The sequence below is a fragment of the Enterobacter cloacae complex sp. SHL001 genome (assembly GCF_049236825.1).
GTDB lineage: Bacteria > Pseudomonadota > Gammaproteobacteria > Enterobacterales > Enterobacteriaceae > Enterobacter > Enterobacter hormaechei_C.
In genome coordinates this window covers 279,033-296,142 of the sequence record NZ_JBMKIP010000002.1, presented here as the reverse complement: position 1 = coordinate 296,142, position 17,110 = coordinate 279,033, and the positions used below count along the sequence as shown (strand labels likewise).

Below are 17,110 nucleotides of genomic sequence, written 5' to 3'. Positions count from 1 at the left end.
CCCCCGGTCTTTTTATCTGGAGGATGAATGACTGTCACGGACACCGTACTGGTTTTATTTATTGTTGCCCTTCTGGCTTACGCGATCTATGACGAGTTCATTATGCCTCGCCGCCACGGCGAGACGCTGCTGACCCTTCCCCTCTTACGCCGTGGACGCATTGATGCGTTTATCTTCGCCGGTCTGGTAGTCATCCTGATTTACAATAATGTGACCAGCCACGGCGCAATATTAACCACATGGTTATTATGTGCGCTGGCATTAATGGCGATTTACCTGTTCTGGATCCGCTCGCCAAAACTCATTTTTAAAAAACACGGATTCTTCTTCGCCAATGTCTGGATAGAATATAACCGTATTAAAGAGATGAATTTATCCGAAGACGGGGTTCTGGTGATGCAATTAGAACAACGCCGCCTGCTCATCCGGGTCAAAAATATTGATGACCTGGAAAAGATCTACAAATTACTCGTTAAAACTCAATGAGTTAATATTATAGCATCGGCTATATATTGCATTATTCTTAAACCAGCAATATAGCCGATGCTATATCTCCTCTGTTAATTGCCTTATATTTGTTAACGATATTTTCACGCATAAATCTAAATGAAAATCGTTATCAATATAGTGGCTATATAAAGCCATCTTCGTTGTTGTTTTATATTCTCAAAATATGTTAAGGTTGCGCCCGTCGTTGGGGAGTAGCCGATTTCCTGCCTGCGGGAAATGTACGTGTCAACATACTCGTTGAAAAACGTGGCGCGTACGGATCGTTTTCAGCACACTTACTGTGCCAAAATCGATCAGGCGAGACCATAGATACATCAACTGCTGTTTACTGGGGGCAGTGATGTGTCATATGGATATCCCCGGTCTGGACGCTCTTATGAATATCTCCGCTACGATCCTTCTGGCTTTTGGCATGTCCATGGACGCATTTGCCGCCTCTATTGGTAAAGGTGCCACCCTCCATAAACCTAAATTTTCCGACGCCCTGCGTACCGGTCTCATATTTGGTGCTATCGAAACGCTGACGCCGCTTATCGGCTGGGGTCTGGGGATGCTCGCCAGCCAGTTCGTGCTGGAGTGGAATCACTGGATTGCTTTCGTGCTGCTGGTGTTCCTCGGCGGACGCATGGTGATTGAAGGCTTTCGTGGTAACGGCGATGAAGATGATGCGCCGCTGCAACGCCACGGCTTCTGGCTTCTGGTGACAACCGCCATCGCAACCAGCCTGGATGCAATGGCCGTGGGTGTCGGTCTGGCGTTTTTGCAGGTCAATATTATCGCCACCGCGCTGGCGATTGGCTGCGCCACGCTGATCATGTCAACGCTGGGGATGATGGTGGGTCGGTTCATTGGCCCGCTGTTAGGCAAACGCGCCGAAATTCTGGGCGGTATCGTGTTGATCGGGATTGGTGCCCAAATCCTTTGGGCACACTTCGCGGGTTAACCTTCGCGCTGCCAGCAATGGATGCTGAAATCCGTCTGGCAGCGAAATTCTGTCTGCGCTGCCAGCGTTTCCCACACCTCTGGTTTTGCCCGCCATGCAAACGGCGTCATTTGCAGTAACGCCACGGCTTCACTTCCCTGCAACGTCATTTCATACGCTACCGACTGCGCCTGCTTTAACGCAAAGCCCGCCAGCTGTTCAGAGTGCGGCGCATGCAGGTGAACTTCATCATAGATCAGCCCTTTTAACTCCAGCAGATGACGCGGCCCTGGCGTGACGGTGATAACCCAGCCGCCAGGCTTAACGACGCGCGCCAGCTCCTCTGCCTTGCACGGCGCATAGATACGCACCACGGCGTCCATACTCGCTTCCTCAAACGGCAGGCGGTGGCTGGAGGCCACGCAGAACGTTACCGCTGAGTAGCGTTTGGCTGCCGAACGGATTGCCACTTTCGACACGTCCAGCCCGTAAGTTTCGGCGCCCTTCTCAGCCGCCACGTCAGCAAACGTGGCGGTGTAGTAACCTTCGCCGCAGCCGATATCCAGCATGGCGGATGCGCCTTCTGTCAGATATTGACGGAGTAAGGCGACAACGGCATCCCTGAGCGGTTGATAGTGCCCGGCATCGAGAAACGCCCGGCGCGCCTGCATCATCTCCGCGCTGTCACCCGGGTCCCGGGAGCGCTTGTGTTGTACCGGCAGAAGATTTACATAGCCCTCTTTCGCCCGGTCAAACTGATGTCCCTGTGGACAGATAAACGTTTTCTCCGCGCGCGTCAGCGGCGCGTGGCAAAGGGGACAACTGAAAGACATGACAGCTCCAGGGCGTAAACCAAAAGGCGAAGTGTACCGCTATTCGCCAGGGTTATAAACGGCTGGGTGACGCATCACGATCAGATGGTCAGAATCTGCCGGCAGCCCGTCTGGCTTCACGTTTTCCAGGCGCAGGACGTTACCCATAATTTCGCTGAACACGGGCGCAGAAACGGCCCCGCCATAGTAGGCACCGTTTTGCGGATCGTTGATCACCACCACCAGCGCGAAACGGGGATCGCTGGCAGGCGCAACGCCTGCGGTATAGGCGACGTATTTATCCACATACTTACCATGTTCATCGATTTTTTTGGCCGTCCCGGTTTTTATCGCCACGCGATAGTTACGCACCGCCGCTTTGACCCCGCCACCGCCGGGTAACGCAACGCTCTCCATCATATGTTCCACCTCGTGAACAATTTCCTCGGGCATCACCCGCTTGCCAATCACCGGCGGGTCAATACGGGTGATGGACAGAGGCCGTTCAATGCCGTAGCTGCCGATGGTGGCATACACATGCGCCAGCTGGAGGGGGGTTACCATCAGGCCATACCCAAAGGCAAAGGTCGCCCGATCTAACTGACTCCAGAATTTTCGCTGCGGCAGTAAACCTGCGCTTTCTCCCGTTAAACCAAGCCCGGTACTCTCGCCAAAACCAAAGTTTTTATAGGTATCCAGTAACCGTTGCACGGGCATCGCCAGCGAAAGACGGGATACGCCTGTGTCGCTAGATTTTTGCAAAATCCCGGTCATCGTCAGCTCGGGGTAGTAGCCCACATCACGAATACGATGACCATCAATGGTGTAGGGATGCGTATCTATCACGCTGTCAGGCTGTACCAGCCCCTGCTGTAGCGCCGTCATCAGCACCAGAGGCTTAACGGTCGAGCCAGGTTCAAAGGTGTCGCTGATCGCGCGATTGCGAAAATCATCCAGCGTTGCCCCTTCCCGGTTGTTGGGGTTGAAGTCGGGGAAGCTCGCCATCGCCAGAATTTCGCCCGTCCGGATATTAATCAGCACCGACGCGCCTGACTCGGCTTTGTTCCACGCCACGGCATTATCCAGCGCGTCTTCGGTGATAGTTTGCAGGCGTTCATCGATACTAAGCTGGATATTATGTGCAGGTACGGGAGCCACCTCCGTAAGGTTCTCCACCACATGTCCGTAGCGATCTTTCCTGACCAGCCGCACGCCTGCCTTCCCGGTAAGCTGCGTGTTAAAGCTTTTCTCGACGCCCTCAATGCCCTGACCATCAATATTGGTGAAGCCAATCAGGTTCGCCGCCACGTGCCCGGCAGGATAAAAGCGGCGGGACTCATCGCGAAGGTTGATACCGGGGAGACGTAGCTTATCGATCCACTTTGCCTGGGCGGGATCAACCTGACGGGCCAGGTAAATAAATCGCCCGTGCGGGTTACTGTTAATTCGCAATGCGAGCGTGCTCAGAGAAAGGTGTAAGGCATCTGCCAGGGCCTGCCAGCGCGAGTCAAAACCGATCCCCCCTTTTTCCAGCACTGTTTTGGGATCGGCCCAGACGGCCTGGACGGGTACGCTCACCGCAAGGGGTCGCCCTTCACGGTCAACAATCATCCCACGCGGGGCGTCTATCGCCACTTCGCGCAGGGAGCGCATATCCTCCTGCTTCACCAGATTATCCGGTTTGATAATTTGTAGCCACGCTACGCGGCCCAGCAGAAACGCAAGGCTACAAAAGATGGCGAGACACAGAAGTGCAAAACGTGCCGGAGTAAAATTTCCGGTGGTGGTTATTGTCTTTTTTTTCACCTTAACCCCAGGGCTGTTAATCAACGCCCTGATTTAACGAGAAAAGCGGATAATAAGGCGGGAAAACAATGCTAATAATCTCGCGGGTTTGCAACAAGATAATAACAGAGGAGGATTACGTAATATTTTGAAAAATAAGCGAATAAAAAAGCCCCGCATCGGCGAGGCTTATGTCTGAGATCGAAGCGCTGAGCGCTTCAGTCAGCAGTGATTCGATCAGATAGCAGTTACGTTAACCGCAGCTGGGCCTTTCTGGCCATCCTGAATTTCGAACTCAACGTTCTGGCCTTCAGCCAGAGTTTTGAAGCCGTTACCCTGGATTGCAGAGAAGTGTACGAACACGTCTTTGCTGCCGTCAGCAGGAGTAATGAAACCAAAACCTTTAGACTCGTTGAACCACTTAACTTGACCTTTAATCTTTGCCATTTGCAAAATTCCTTAGAGTGTTTTCTTAGCCCGCGGGCTTTGACATAGATAAAACTGAGACATTACTGCTTGAGGCACTAATATAAGGTTCGGCAGAGAAGCGGTATTCAACGACAACGTGTTTACTCAGGACTTCTTTACTGAAAATGCCACACATAAACAGAACTGTACCTCGTTTGACCCAAAACGTGTTATCACACACAACGTTTAATATGGCAAGCCATTTTTAAACGTGTCTCGATCCGCCGCACAAATTCAGACGTTACTCCATAACAATCTGCACAGTTATGCGAATTGTCAAATGAAGCGCCACCTGACCTCACTGCCCGCAGGGTGCGTTGACGCGCCCTGTAATCAAAGACTTTTTAAACATAGCTCAATCATTTCAAAGCGTCCATCCCAATCCCAGAATTTCTTTAAAGGAATGACTGAGTTAGAACATTTTGTGAAAAGTTATGCTGAAAACATTGCAACGCACCAACATGTGTCAGGGAATATACGATGTTAATTACATTTTGCTAACTGTATTAAAAACCACCATTTAATAAGTGTTATTCTGCACCAAAATAATGAAATTTTTATGACTCTGCCTCAAAACAAGGCAAGCAAAACGTTTCGATAAAAATAAAACACTTCAGGAAAGATAAAGCACACTATTTATTCAACGAAACTGAATTTGTTAAATAAGGATAAATATTCGCCAGTTTTCAGTGTGCTAAAACATGAGTTAACTGCTGCTTAATTAAATGCCGGGAAGTTGTGGGATGCATTTGATAAGGGAGGGGATTTACGCCGTACGTCAGGCCACCTCCCCGCTCCGGGCAGACTATCGTTCAGCTACCAGGCGAATGAAGTCTTCCTCGTCTTGTTGTTGAGCAACAGCGTCCTTCGGTAACGCTTTCTCCTCCGGCTCGTTGGCTTCGCACAAACGACGCAGCAGCGCAGTCTGCCGTTTCTGCTGATCGAGCAATGCTTCCAGCAGCTCAATCTGCTCGTTTGTGCGGGAGCTGGCGCGGTTAACGAAAAACCACAGCACCAGCCCAACGACCAGCACCAACAAAGACATTACCAGGGATGCAATGCTCAGCAGCCCCGAATTCAGTAACTCACCCATTTCACCACCTCAGTAAAAACCGCCATTTTACCACTGCCGCCGCGTAAGGACATCACTCAGCGTAAAAATGGTCTCTACCAGGGAATAAACTTATTGATTGAACAAATGCCGCTAAAGAACTGTACATCCTGATCGCACATCACATTGATAGTCTGCGTCCACAGCACCACGCATGCTATCAACACTATAATCAGAATTACCCAGCGTATTTTTTTCACTCCACACTCCGTCTTATGACCTGATACAGCCAGGTTATCACGGTTATCTTAAACAGGGGCTAACTGTACCTTCAACAGACGCTTTTCGGAATCGTGCACTTGTTTCACTGCGTAAAGCCGTTACGCTTACTCTATGACAACAAAGAAAAAAGAGGCAACGATGCGTTTACTTATTCGTACAGTAATTGTACTGGCCATTGTCTGGATCGGCCTGTTATTAAGTGGGTACGGCGTATTAATGGGGAGCAAAGAAAATGCCGCGGGTCTGGGTATCCAGTGTAAATATCTTACCGCCCAGGGGATAAGCACGGCTCAGTACATCCATTCCGACAGCGGGATCATCGGGTTAACCAACTGTCCTGTGCTGCGTAAATCATCTGTTGTGGTTGATAACGGTTAATCAGCGCTGAACTTCGCTTACAGAAACGCCGCAAAAGTGCGGCGTTTTTATTGGTGGCGTCGATCAGAACGGATAATCGTTATAGCCCATCTGCTCTGAAATTTTGCGCGCTGCGGTATGCAGAATCGCCACATATTCATGAAGACGCTCTTCAGAGAAACGCAGCGTTGGGAACGAAATGCTCAGGCCCGCAATGACAACGCCGAAGCGGTCAAACACCGGCACACCGATGCAACGCAGCCCCTCTTCCTGCTCTTCGTTATCTTCCCCGTAACCCTGCTCACGCACTTTATCCAGCACGCTCAGCAGTTCTTCCGTACTGGTAATCGTGCGGTCGGTGCTGCGTTTGTACTCCACCCCGTCAAGGATTTGCTTCACCTCTTCGCGATCGCGCCAGGCCAGCAGTACTTTACCAATTGCGGTGCTGTACAGCGGGTTACGACGACCAATGCGTGAATACATGCGCAGGTTGTACATGGAGTCAATTTTGTGGATGTAAACAATGCTGTCTTCATCCAGCGCACCGAGGTGAATTGTCTCTTTCGTCAGTCGTGAAAGTTCACGCATCTGAATGTCAGAGCTGCGGATCAGATCCACGTTCTGCAAGGCACGGGCGCCCAGTTCAAACAGTTTCAGGGTCAGAGAATATTTTTCTGATTCTCCTTCCTGCGCGACATAACCCAATGATTTCATCGTCTGCAAAAAGCGATAAACGGTGCTTTTCGACATCATCACACGCTGCGACAACTCTGTAATACCAATTTCACGCTCTTCTCCGAGCGCCTGCAAGATGCCAAACACCTTCAGCACGGAAGAAACAGAATCTGGCTGCTTATCCAAATCTGCGATTGCCATTTATCACCTCATGGAGAGTGTTTTATAAAAATCAGAACCGGTTTTTATTATAAATTCGTGTGATGCGTGCTGCAATCTATCTGGGTTTACTTCGTTACAAATCTGCGACATAAAACCGAAATAACGATGCTAAAATAGTTACTCTGAAAATAATTTCACGCTGAGTCATTCTTTCCCCATGCAAAAAAACGTTTCTGATGGCCTGCCCTTACCGCAGCGGTACGGGGCAATTGCCACTATTGTCATCGGTATTTCGATGGCTGTCCTTGACGGTGCGATTGCCAACGTGGCTCTTCCTACCATTGCCAAAGACCTTAATGCTTCGCCGGCAAGCTCCATCTGGATTGTGAACGCGTACCAGATAGCGATTGTGATTTCCCTTCTGTCACTCTCTTTCCTGGGCGATATGTTTGGTTATCGCCGGGTTTACCAGTGCGGGCTGGTGGTCTTTACCCTCACCTCGCTCTTCTGTGCCCTTTCAGATTCACTACACACCCTTACGCTGGCGCGTATCGCGCAGGGCTTTGGCGGCGCGGCGCTAATGAGCGTGAACACGGCCCTGATACGGCTTATTTATCCTCAACGCCACCTGGGGCGCGGCATGGGCATTAACTCCTTTATTGTGGCCGTGTCGTCCGCCGCCGGCCCAACGATTGCCGCCGCCATCCTGTCCGTTGCCTCGTGGCAGTGGTTGTTTGCCATTAACGTGCCGCTGGGCATTGTGGCGATCTTCTTCGCCCTGCGCTATCTTCCGGAAAATGGTCCGAAAAGTACCATGCCACGTTTCGATCTGCCCAGCGCCGTGATGAACGCGCTGACTTTTGGCCTGCTAATTACGGCGCTGAGCGGATTTGCGCAGGGACAGTCTCTGTCGCTCATTGCCGCAGAAATCGTTGCCATGCTTATCATCGGCTTTTTCTTTGTACGACGTCAGCTGGCGCTGCCCGTGCCGTTACTGCCGGTGGATTTGCTGCGTATTCCGCTGTTTTCGCTATCCATTTGTACCTCCATTTGCTCGTTCTGCGCCCAGATGCTGGCGCTGGTTGCACTGCCGTTCTTTTTGCAGAGCGTGATTGGCCGTTCAGAAGTGGAGACAGGCTTGCTGCTCACGCCCTGGCCGCTGGCAACCATGGTGATGGCCCCGCTGGCCGGTTACCTTATTGAGCGCGTCCATGCCGGGCTTCTGGGGGCGATTGGGCTGGTTGTCATGGCGGTGGGACTGTTTTCGCTGGCGCTCCTGCCCGCCTCGCCGGGGGATCTGGATATTATCTGGCGCATGGTCCTGTGCGGGGCCGGTTTTGGTCTGTTCCAGTCCCCTAATAACCACACGATTATCACCTCTGCCCCACGTCATCGCAGCGGTGGCGCCAGCGGGATGCTGGGCACGGCAAGACTGTTAGGGCAAAGCACCGGGGCCGCACTGGTGGCGTTGATGTTTAACCTTTCCGGGCAGAATGCGACACACGTTGCGCTGATTACCGCAGGGACCCTGGCGACCCTCGCGGCTGTCATTAGCGGCCTTCGCGTCACCCAGCCAAAGGCGCAGGCATAAAAAAACCGGGCGGAGAATGGCTCCAGCCCGGTTCTTTTCAACCCGATTACGTTACTTCAGGTATTCGCCGCTACGCAGCGCTTCAATACGTTTATCCAGCTGCGGGTGAGACATAAACAGCTCGCTCAGCGACTTTGATTTGCCGTTGATGCAGAAGGCCATCATGCTGTTTGCTTCCTGCGGCTCGTAGCTGGTTTTAAGACGTTGCAGCGCAGCAATCATCTTTTCACGACCCACCAGTTTCGCGGAACCGGCATCCGCGTGGAACTCACGATGACGGGAGAACCACATGGTAATGATGCTTGCCAGGATACCGAACACCAGCTCCAGCACCATTGAAACAGCAAAATAGATCAGCGGGTTGCCGTTGCTCTCTTCACCCTCATCACGGTTGCCCCCCATAAACCCGGCAGCAATCTGTGCCAGAATACGAGAAATAAAGATAACGAAGGTGTTCACCACGCCCTGGATCAGGGTCATGGTGACCATATCGCCATTGGCGATATGGCTGATCTCGTGAGCAATAACCGCTTCCGCTTCGTCACGGCTCATGTTTTGCAGCAGGCCGGTACTGACGGCCACCAGGGACGCGTCACGACGCGCACCGGTAGCAAACGCGTTAATATCCGGCGCGTGGTAGATGGCTACCTGCGGCATGGCAATGCCCGCCTGCTTTGACTGCTGAGCAACCGTGCTCATCAGCCACTGCTCCATATCGTTACGCGGTTGCTCAATAACTTCACCGCCCACGGATTTCAGTGCCATCCACCTGGACATCAGCAGTGAAATGAAAGAGCCACCGAAACCAAACAGCAGCGCCATAATCAACAGACCCTGAACGCTGCTCGACTGAATTCCCGTCAGGCTTAGCACCAGCCCGAATACCACCATCACCGCCAGGTTGGTGAGCAGGAAGAGCGCGATTCGCATCATAATATTCTTTTAACCTCAGTTTAACAAAACGCACTATGCGATTACCCACATCGTATGGGTATTACGGCTATTTTCAAGCATCCAGACGGCGTAAGTCACCAGAAAGACACAACTTTACACAATTGGAAATCTGCCTGACGGAAGGAGGAGGTACATAAAGAAACAGGCACAATTTCTTGTGCCTGTTGGGGGATTATTTTGTCGGAGCAGGTTGCAGAGCGGGTTTCTCTTTTTCCAGCTTCGCGAGATCAAGCGCGATATGCACCGTCTCGTCCAGATACGGATCGGGCTCCTGGTAATCCTTAGGCAGATCGTCCAGTTTTTTGAGCAGAGGCTTGCCTTCACGTTTGAAGCGATCGTTGATACGCGCCAGACGTGTCGCGTCATCTTCATTGTTCTCTTTCTCACGCTGGGCGTAGTTCAGAGACACAATGTTCCGTTTCGCTTTCAAAGCGTTGAAACGCGCGATGTCCTTCATGATGTACTGGAATTCCGGATCCTTCCCGATGCGATCGTTGTGATTTTTCAGCAGTTCCGGTCCGAACTGTTTCATATCACCCGATTTCACGAATGTCGCGGCATCAATGCTATCCCACGGCAGCGCGTTATCTTCAAACTTCTCGCCCGTTTCCGTCTCTTCGGTACCTGTCGGCATCATGATATCCGGCGTCACGCCTTTGCGCTGCGTACTGCCGCCGTTGACGCGGTAAAACTTCTGAATAGTGTACTGTACTGAGCCCAGCGCAGGCCACTCAGGGCGCAGCATCTGGTCGTAAATACGGTTCAGAGAGCGGTACTGCTGAACGGTGCCCTTGCCAAACGTCGGTTCGCCGACGATTAATGCCCGGCCGTAATCCTGCATGGCAGCAGCGAAGATTTCCGATGCAGAGGCGCTGAAGCGATCGACAAGCACCACCAGCGGACCCTTATAGTAGACCACACCATCGGTATCGGCATCTTCACGCACTTTACCGTTGTTATCGCGCACCTGTACCACCGGGCCAGACGGGATAAACAGCCCGGAAAGCGAGACGGCCTCGGTCAATGCCCCGCCGCCGTTGCTGCGCAGGTCAATGATCACGCTGCTGACATTCTGCTTTTCAAGCTTCTGGAGCTGCACTTTCACATCATCGGTCAGGCCGACGTAGAAACCTGGGATATCCAGAACGCCAACCTTCTCTTTACCCACGGTTTTCACCGACATTTTCACCGCGCGATCTTCCAGACGGATACGCTCACGGGTGAGAGTAACGATACGGGTTTTAGTCCCCTTACCGGCTGGCAGGATCTCCAGGCGGACTTTGCTGCCCTTCGGCCCTTTGATCAGCGCAACAACATCATCAAGACGCCAGCCAATCACGTCCACCATGCTCTTTCCGGTTTGACCCACACCGACAATACGGTCTCCTACGCTGATCGCTTTGCTTTTCGACGCAGGGCCACCGGCCACCATGGAGTTGATTACGGTGTAGTCATCGTCCATCTGAAGCACAGCACCGATACCTTCCAGAGACAGGCTCATTTCGGTATTGAACTGTTCGGTGTTACGTGGAGAGAGATAATTAGTGTGCGGATCAATTTCATGCGCAAACGCGGTCATCGCCAGCGAGAAAACATCTTCACTGTTGGTCTGCGCCAGACGACGAATAGCGAATTTGTATCGACGATTTAACGTCTCACGGATCTCTTTCTCGTCTTTGCCTGTAAGCTTGAGGCTCAGTTCGTCATATTTGACTTTTCCGTCCCACAGCGCATTCAGTTCAGCCTCGTCTTTCGGCCATGGCGCTTTGCTTCGGTCCAGATTAAAGGTGTCGTTGCCGGTGAAGTCCATCGGACGTTCCAGCACTTTCAGCGCGTATTGATAACGCTCAAAACGGCGCTTTTGCGATAAGTTGTACAGATCGTAGAACAGATCGAGCTTTCCGGAGCGCAGCTCATCACCCACTTCGGATTTGCGTTTAGCGAACTGTTCGACATCGCTGGCCAGCAGTACGTTATGGCTGTAATCCAGCAAGTTCAGATAACGGTCAAAGATTTTGGCCGAAAAGGCCTGATCGAGATCGAACTGACGATAGTGCGAACGAGTAAAGCGCGACGTCACGCGCTCACTCACCGTCGCGTGCTGAGTCTCTTCCTTGAGAACCGGAATTTGATCAACACGCGTAATATCGTCCACAGCGAAAGCATGGCCTGTTATAGCAAACAGGCCAGCCAGCGCGGTGAGCTTAAAAAAAGTGTTCATGCCAGGCTCGGCCTCCGTTTCAGAACAACAAGTGTTCTGCGCGTACAATCATTGACATACCAGAAGTCAGCTGTACACGAACGCCATCTTTGGTGATTTCCAGTACGGTGGCGTCCATCGCGTTGTTACCCGCTTTCACCTTCAGAGACTGACCTACGCTCAGCGCATTGATGTCAGAAACTGGGGTGTGGCGCGGCTCTTCGCGCGGCGCACGTGGGGCTTTAGCTGCTGGTTTGTCAGCACGCGGTTTGCGATCGTTATTTTCAGTACGACGCGGTGCCGGACGCGGTTTACGCTCGCGACGAGGGGCGTCTTCCTGACCGTTTGCCGCTGCGGCTTCGCGTTTTTTCGCCTGCTGTTCCGCACGCTGTGCCTGCACGCGAGCTTTGGCTTCTTCAAGCTGCTTACGCGCATGTTCTACGTGCTGCTCGTCCAGCTCACCGCACGGGTTGCCGTCAAGGTCGACACGGGTCGCACCCGGCTTGATACCGTACAGGTAACGCCAGCTCGAGGTATAAAGGCGCAAGGCAGAACGAAGCTGCGTTTTGCTGAGGTTCATCTCCCCCTCAACGCGCGCGACCAGATCCTGAAAGATACCGACTTTCAGAGGACGCGCTTCACCTTCAGCGCTGAAGCACTGCGGGAAACGCTCGGCCAGAAATGCGATAACTTCTTTACTGCTATTCAACTTAGGTTGATTTTCCATGAAATTTCCTGATTACAACGGACGTTGCCAACAAGCGCAGGCATGAACAGGCGACATTATAATGACGCTATCAGTAAATGCTACGTTATCCGTTGATTATCCTGCGACGCTCGCAAAGAATTTATGATAATCGGTCTCTGCCAGAACATTTTCCAGGTTTGCGGCCAGCGCGCGCAGCCCCTGCTCATCCTCGGCAGTAAAGCGGCTGAAGACCGTGCTGTCGATATCCAGAACGCCAATAATCTGATTTTTAACCACCAGCGGTAGTACGATTTCAGAATTGCTGCTGGCATCGCAGGCAATGTGGCCGTCAAACGCATGAACATCTTCGACACGCTGAACCTGACGGGTCGCCACTGCGGTACCGCACACGCCACGACCTACCGGGATGCGTACGCAGGCGAGTTTACCCTGGAAAGGCCCGAGCACCAGCGTGTCACCTTCCAGCAGATAAAAGCCCGCCCAGTTCACGTCAGAAAGGCGTTCGAACAGTAACGCACTGGTATTTGCCAGAGTGGCTAAGAAACTGGTTTCCCCTGCCATTAATGCCTTAAAATCGCGATTCAGATCCGCGTAGAATTCTGTTTTGTTCATTATTCAATCACTTAGTTATCTTACATAGTTACCGCATAGCCTATTAAAATAAGCATTAAATGCGCTCATGCTCAAGATGAATCCGTTCATGAGTTATTATAACTTTCAACAATACTAATCTGTGTGCGACTGATGGCCCTAAAAACACCCCAAATTACGCCGACACGAAAGATCGTTGTCCGTACGGTAAGCCAGGCTCTGCCCCGTGCACATTATCAGCGTTGTCCCCAGTGCGATACGCTTTTTATGTTGCCGAAGATGAAATCGCACCAAAGTGCTTTTTGTCCATGCTGCGATGCCAAAATCCGCGATGGCCGGGACTGGTCATTGACGCGCCTGGCAGCAATGGCGGTCACCATGCTACTGCTGATGCCCTTCGCCTGGACCGAGCCGCTGTTAAAGCTCTACCTGCTTGGCGTGCGTATTGACGCTAACGTGTTGCAGGGGATCTGGCAGATGACGCGCCAGGGAGATCCGCTTACGGCCGCCATGGTGCTGTTCTGCGTCGTCGGCGCGCCGTTGGTGCTGGTCGCGGCAATTGCCTACCTGTGGTTTGGCAACATTCTGGGGATGAACCTACGCCCTGTCCTGCTCATGCTGGAAAAGCTCAAGGAGTGGGTGATGCTGGACATCTATCTGGTAGGCATTGGCGTGGCCTCCATCAAGGTGCAGGATTATGCGTTTTTACAACCCGGCATCGGCCTTTTCGCGTTTATTTCACTGGTCCTGCTGAGTATTTTGACCCTGATTCATCTCAATGTTGAACAGCTTTGGGAGCGATTTTACCCGCAGCGCCCCGCGACCCGGCCTGATGAAAACCTGCGCGTCTGCCTGGGCTGCCATTACACCGGTTTTCCGGATAAACGCGGGAGGTGCCCACGCTGCCACATTCCGTTAAGATTGCGACGCAACAACAGCCTGCAAAAGTGCTGGGCGGCGCTAATCGCCTCCCTGGTATTTTTGTTCCCGGCCAACATGCTGCCGATCTCCGTAATTTATGTGAACGGCGCCCGTCAGGAAGATACTATCCTTTCGGGGATTATCTCTCTGGCGCACAGTAACGTGGGGGTCGCCGCCATTGTTTTCATCGCCAGTATTCTGGTGCCCTTTACCAAAGTGGTGGTGATGTTTACGCTGCTTATCAGCATTCACTTTAAATGCGAACAAGGACTACGCACCCGCATCCTGCTTCTGCGATTTGTGACCTGGATTGGTCGCTGGTCGATGTTGGATCTGTTCGTGATTTCGCTGATGATGTCGCTCATCAATCGCGATCAGTTACTTGCTTTTACCATGGGACCCGCAGCTTTTTATTTCGGCTCTGCGGTGATATTGACTATTCTTGCAGTGGAATGGCTGGACAGCCGCTTACTTTGGGACGCACATGAGTCAGGAAACGCCCGCTTCGCCGACTGAAGCGAGAATTAAAACAAAACGCCGCATTTCGCCATTCTGGTTGCTGCCTGTCATCGCGCTGATGATCGCAGGCTGGCTTATCTGGACGAGCTATGAAGATCGCGGAAGTACCATCACGATTGATTTCCAGTCTGCGGACGGCATTGTCGCCGGACGTACCCCCGTTCGCTTCCAGGGGGTGGAAGTGGGTACCGTGCAGGATATTTCCCTTGGCAAAGGGCTGAACAAAATCCAGGTCCGGGCGAGCATTAAGTCTGATATGCAGGATGCCCTGCGCGCCGAAACGCAGTTCTGGCTGGTCACGCCTAAAGCCTCCCTGGCCGGCGTTTCCGGGCTGGATGCGCTTGTGGGCGGTAACTATATCGGCATGATGCCCGGCAAAGGTGAGCCACAGGATCACTTTGTTGCGCTGGATACCCAGCCGAAATATCGGCTGAATAACGGCGATTTGATGATCCATCTCCGCGCGCCGGATTTGGGCTCGCTGAACAGTGGTTCTCTGGTCTATTTCCGCAAAATTCCGGTAGGCCGCGTTTACGACTACGCCATTAACCCGAACAAAGATGGCGTGACCATTGATGTACTCATCGAGCGCCGTTTTACCAACCTGGTGAAAAAAGGCAGCCGCTTCTGGAACGTCTCAGGCGTCGATGCTGACCTGAGCTTAAGCGGTGCGAAAGTGAAGCTTGAGAGCCTGGCGGCGCTGGTGAATGGCGCTATCGCCTTCGACTCACCTGCTAACTCCAGCCCTGCCGCCGCAGAAGATACCTTTGGCCTGTACGCCGACCTGGCGCACAGCCAGCGCGGTGTCATCGTCAAGCTGACCCTGCCGGATGCCAAAGGCCTGAAAGCCGGTTCGACCCCGCTGATGTACCAGGGTTTAGAGGTCGGGCAACTGACAAAATTAACCCTCAATGCGGGCGGTTCCGTTACCGGCGAAATGACGGTGGATCCGAGTGTGGTGGATCTCCTGCGGGAAAAAACGCGCATTGAACTGCGTAATCCGAAGCTCTCCCTCAGCGACGCCAGCATCAGTTCTCTGCTGACGGGAAGCACCTTTGAGCTGATCCCCGGCGAAGGTGCGCCGAACAAAAACTTTGTTATCGCGCCGGCGGATAAAGCCCTGCTGCAAAAACCGGGCGTGTTGACGGTTACGCTGAATGCACCGGAAAGCTACGGTATTGAAGCCGGGCAACCGCTGATCCTGCACGGTGTGCAGGTGGGCCAGGTCCTCGAACGTAAGCTGTCGGAAAAAGGGGTCTCCTTCTCCGCCGCCATCGATCCGCAGTACGGCAACCTGGTCCACGGCGACAGTAAATTTGTGGTTAACAGTCGGGTCGACGTGAAGGTGGGTCTGGACGGGGTTGAGTTCCTCGGCGCCAGCGCCAGTGAGTGGGTTAACGGCGGGATCCGCATTCTGCCGGGCAGCAAAGGTGCGCTGCGCGAAAGCTATCCGCTGTTCGCCAATCTGGACAAAGCCATTGAAAACAGCCTCGGCGACCTGCCAACCACCACGCTGACCTTAAGCGCTGAAACGCTGCCGGATGTCCAGGCAGGCTCCGTCGTGCTTTACCGTAAGTTTGAGGTGGGGGAAGTGATCACCGTTCGTCCTCGTGCGGACGCGTTTGATATCGAACTGCATATCAAGCCGGAGTACCGCAAGCTGCTCACGCCAAACAGCGTGTTCTGGGCTGAGGGTGGCGCGAAAGTGCAGCTCAACGGCAGCGGGCTGACCGTACAGGCATCGCCTCTCTCCCGTGCCCTGCGCGGTGCGATCAGCTTCGATAACCTGAGCGGCGCCGGCGGCAACATGCGTAAAGGTGACAAGCGGATCCTCTTCCCGTCCGAAACCGCGGCGCGCGCGGTCGGGGGCCAGATTACTCTGCACACCTTTGATGCCGGTAAACTGGCAGAAGGCATGCCCATCCGCTATCTCGGCATTGATATCGGGCAGGTCCAGAAGCTGACGCTGATCACCGCACGCAATGAAGTGCAGGCGACCGCCGTGCTTTATCCGGAATATGTGCAGACGTTCGCCCGGGCAGGCTCGCGTTTCTCAGTAGTTACGCCGCAAATTTCTGCCGCAGGGGTTGAGCATCTCGATACCATACTTCAGCCGTACATTAACGTTGAACCGGGTCGCGGCAACGCACGTCGTGAATTTGAGTTGCAGGAGGCCACCATCACCGACTCCCGTTATCTGGACGGTCTGAGCATTGTGGTTGAAGTGCCGGAAGCCGGTTCGCTGGGCATCGGTACGCCGGTCCTGTTCCGCGGCATTGAAGTAGGGACAGTAACAAGCCTGACGCTGGGTAATCTGTCCGATCGCGTGATGGTCGGCCTGCGCATCAGCCAGCGTTATCAGCATCTGGTGCGCAACAACTCGGTGTTCTGGCTCGCTTCAGGCTACTCGCTGGACTTCGGCCTGACCGGTGGCGTGGTCAAAACGGGGACCTTTAATCAGTTCATTCGCGGCGGCATTGCCTTCGCGACGCCGCCTGGCACGCCTCTGGCGCCTAAGGCGCAGGCAGGTAAACACTTCCTGCTGCTGGAAAGTGAACCGAAAGAGTGGCGCGAATGGGGAACGGCGCTGCCGCGTTAATC

General features: G+C 53.1%; 16 protein-coding genes, 1 pseudogene and 1 riboswitch. Of the genes and pseudogenes, 6 read left to right on the top strand and 11 right to left on the bottom strand.

Features of this window, described 5'->3' with window-relative positions; genetic code table 11:
• Positions 1 to 27: 27 nt before the first annotated feature.
• The gene (locus ACOTYH_RS06925; RefSeq protein WP_015570303.1) at positions 28 to 486 is read left to right on the top strand and encodes a DUF986 family protein; all 459 of its coding nucleotides are present in this window, start codon (positions 28 to 30) and stop codon (positions 484 to 486) included.
• Between the two features lie 198 nt (positions 487 to 684).
• Positions 685 to 885: riboswitch (yybP-ykoY riboswitch) on the top strand.
• Between the two features lies 1 nt (position 886).
• The gene (mntP, locus tag ACOTYH_RS06920; RefSeq protein WP_023296797.1) at positions 887 to 1,453 is read left to right on the top strand and encodes a manganese efflux pump MntP; all 567 of its coding nucleotides are present in this window, start codon (positions 887 to 889) and stop codon (positions 1,451 to 1,453) included.
• Here the strand turns inward: mntP and rlmA are convergent.
• The 6 genes and pseudogenes from rlmA to mgrB form a co-directional block, all read right to left on the bottom strand.
• On the bottom strand, positions 1,450 to 2,265 hold the full coding sequence (gene rlmA, locus ACOTYH_RS06915; protein ID WP_032653960.1) for a 23S rRNA (guanine(745)-N(1))-methyltransferase: 816 nt from the start codon (positions 2,263 to 2,265) through the stop codon (positions 1,450 to 1,452). The genes mntP and rlmA overlap by 4 nt on opposite strands.
• 39 nt (positions 2,266 to 2,304) lie before the next feature.
• On the bottom strand, positions 2,305 to 4,050 hold the full coding sequence (gene ftsI / locus ACOTYH_RS06910; protein WP_063659625.1) for a peptidoglycan glycosyltransferase FtsI: 1,746 nt from the start codon (positions 4,048 to 4,050) through the stop codon (positions 2,305 to 2,307).
• A 216-nt stretch (positions 4,051 to 4,266) separates the two neighbouring features.
• Complete coding sequence (cspE, locus tag ACOTYH_RS06905) at positions 4,267 to 4,476, bottom strand: transcription antiterminator/RNA stability regulator CspE (protein ID WP_001062678.1); 210 nt, start codon at positions 4,474 to 4,476, stop codon at positions 4,267 to 4,269.
• Positions 4,477 to 4,488: 12 nt separating this feature from the next.
• Positions 4,489 to 4,633: pseudogene (locus ACOTYH_RS06900) on the bottom strand (DUF2627 domain-containing protein).
• Between the two features lie 669 nt (positions 4,634 to 5,302).
• Complete coding sequence (locus tag ACOTYH_RS06895) at positions 5,303 to 5,590, bottom strand: YebO family protein (RefSeq protein ID WP_058688644.1); 288 nt, start codon at positions 5,588 to 5,590, stop codon at positions 5,303 to 5,305.
• 74 nt (positions 5,591 to 5,664) lie between these two features.
• Positions 5,665 to 5,808: a PhoP/PhoQ regulator MgrB gene (mgrB, locus tag ACOTYH_RS06890; protein WP_003859906.1), complete on the bottom strand. Its 144-nt coding sequence runs from the start codon at positions 5,806 to 5,808 to the stop codon at positions 5,665 to 5,667.
• Between the two features lie 160 nt (positions 5,809 to 5,968).
• On the opposite strand from mgrB, the gene ACOTYH_RS06885 reads away from it, so the two are divergent.
• Complete coding sequence (locus tag ACOTYH_RS06885; protein ID WP_017384332.1) at positions 5,969 to 6,208, top strand: YobH family protein; 240 nt, start codon at positions 5,969 to 5,971, stop codon at positions 6,206 to 6,208.
• 63 nt (positions 6,209 to 6,271) lie between these two features.
• Here the strand turns inward: ACOTYH_RS06885 and kdgR are convergent, their stop codons facing one another.
• Positions 6,272 to 7,063 (bottom strand): DNA-binding transcriptional regulator KdgR, encoded by a 792-nt coding sequence (kdgR, locus tag ACOTYH_RS06880; protein WP_214604494.1) that lies wholly within the window; start codon positions 7,061 to 7,063, stop codon positions 6,272 to 6,274.
• Between the two features lie 178 nt (positions 7,064 to 7,241).
• Between kdgR and ACOTYH_RS06875 the strand changes: the two genes are divergently transcribed.
• On the top strand, positions 7,242 to 8,615 hold the full coding sequence (locus ACOTYH_RS06875) for an MFS transporter (protein ID WP_058688643.1): 1,374 nt from the start codon (positions 7,242 to 7,244) through the stop codon (positions 8,613 to 8,615).
• Positions 8,616 to 8,666: 51 nt separating this feature from the next.
• Here the strand turns inward: ACOTYH_RS06875 and htpX are convergent, their stop codons facing one another.
• From htpX to ACOTYH_RS06855, 4 genes are all read right to left on the bottom strand, one after another.
• A complete protein-coding gene (gene htpX / locus ACOTYH_RS06870) occupies positions 8,667 to 9,548 on the bottom strand; it encodes a protease HtpX (protein WP_421637638.1) in 882 nt (293 codons plus the stop codon).
• A gap of 193 nt (positions 9,549 to 9,741) precedes the next feature.
• Entirely contained in the window at positions 9,742 to 11,790 is a 2,049-nt protein-coding gene (gene prc, locus ACOTYH_RS06865; protein ID WP_015570296.1) for a carboxy terminal-processing peptidase, read from the bottom strand.
• Between the two features lie 19 nt (positions 11,791 to 11,809).
• A complete protein-coding gene (gene proQ / locus ACOTYH_RS06860) occupies positions 11,810 to 12,496 on the bottom strand; it encodes an RNA chaperone ProQ (RefSeq protein ID WP_003859895.1) in 687 nt (228 codons plus the stop codon).
• 96 nt (positions 12,497 to 12,592) lie between these two features.
• Complete coding sequence (locus tag ACOTYH_RS06855) at positions 12,593 to 13,090, bottom strand: GAF domain-containing protein (protein ID WP_006811006.1); 498 nt, start codon at positions 13,088 to 13,090, stop codon at positions 12,593 to 12,595.
• A 132-nt stretch (positions 13,091 to 13,222) separates the two neighbouring features.
• Between ACOTYH_RS06855 and yebS the strand changes: the two genes are divergently transcribed.
• Both yebS and ACOTYH_RS06845 read left to right on the top strand, forming a co-directional pair.
• A complete protein-coding gene (gene yebS / locus ACOTYH_RS06850; protein WP_020480541.1) occupies positions 13,223 to 14,506 on the top strand; it encodes a membrane integrity lipid transport subunit YebS in 1,284 nt (427 codons plus the stop codon).
• Complete coding sequence (locus ACOTYH_RS06845; protein ID WP_017693254.1) at positions 14,475 to 17,108, top strand: PqiB family protein; 2,634 nt, start codon at positions 14,475 to 14,477, stop codon at positions 17,106 to 17,108. Before yebS ends, ACOTYH_RS06845 begins: the two co-directional genes overlap by 32 nt.
• Positions 17,109 to 17,110: the final 2 nt, after the last annotated feature.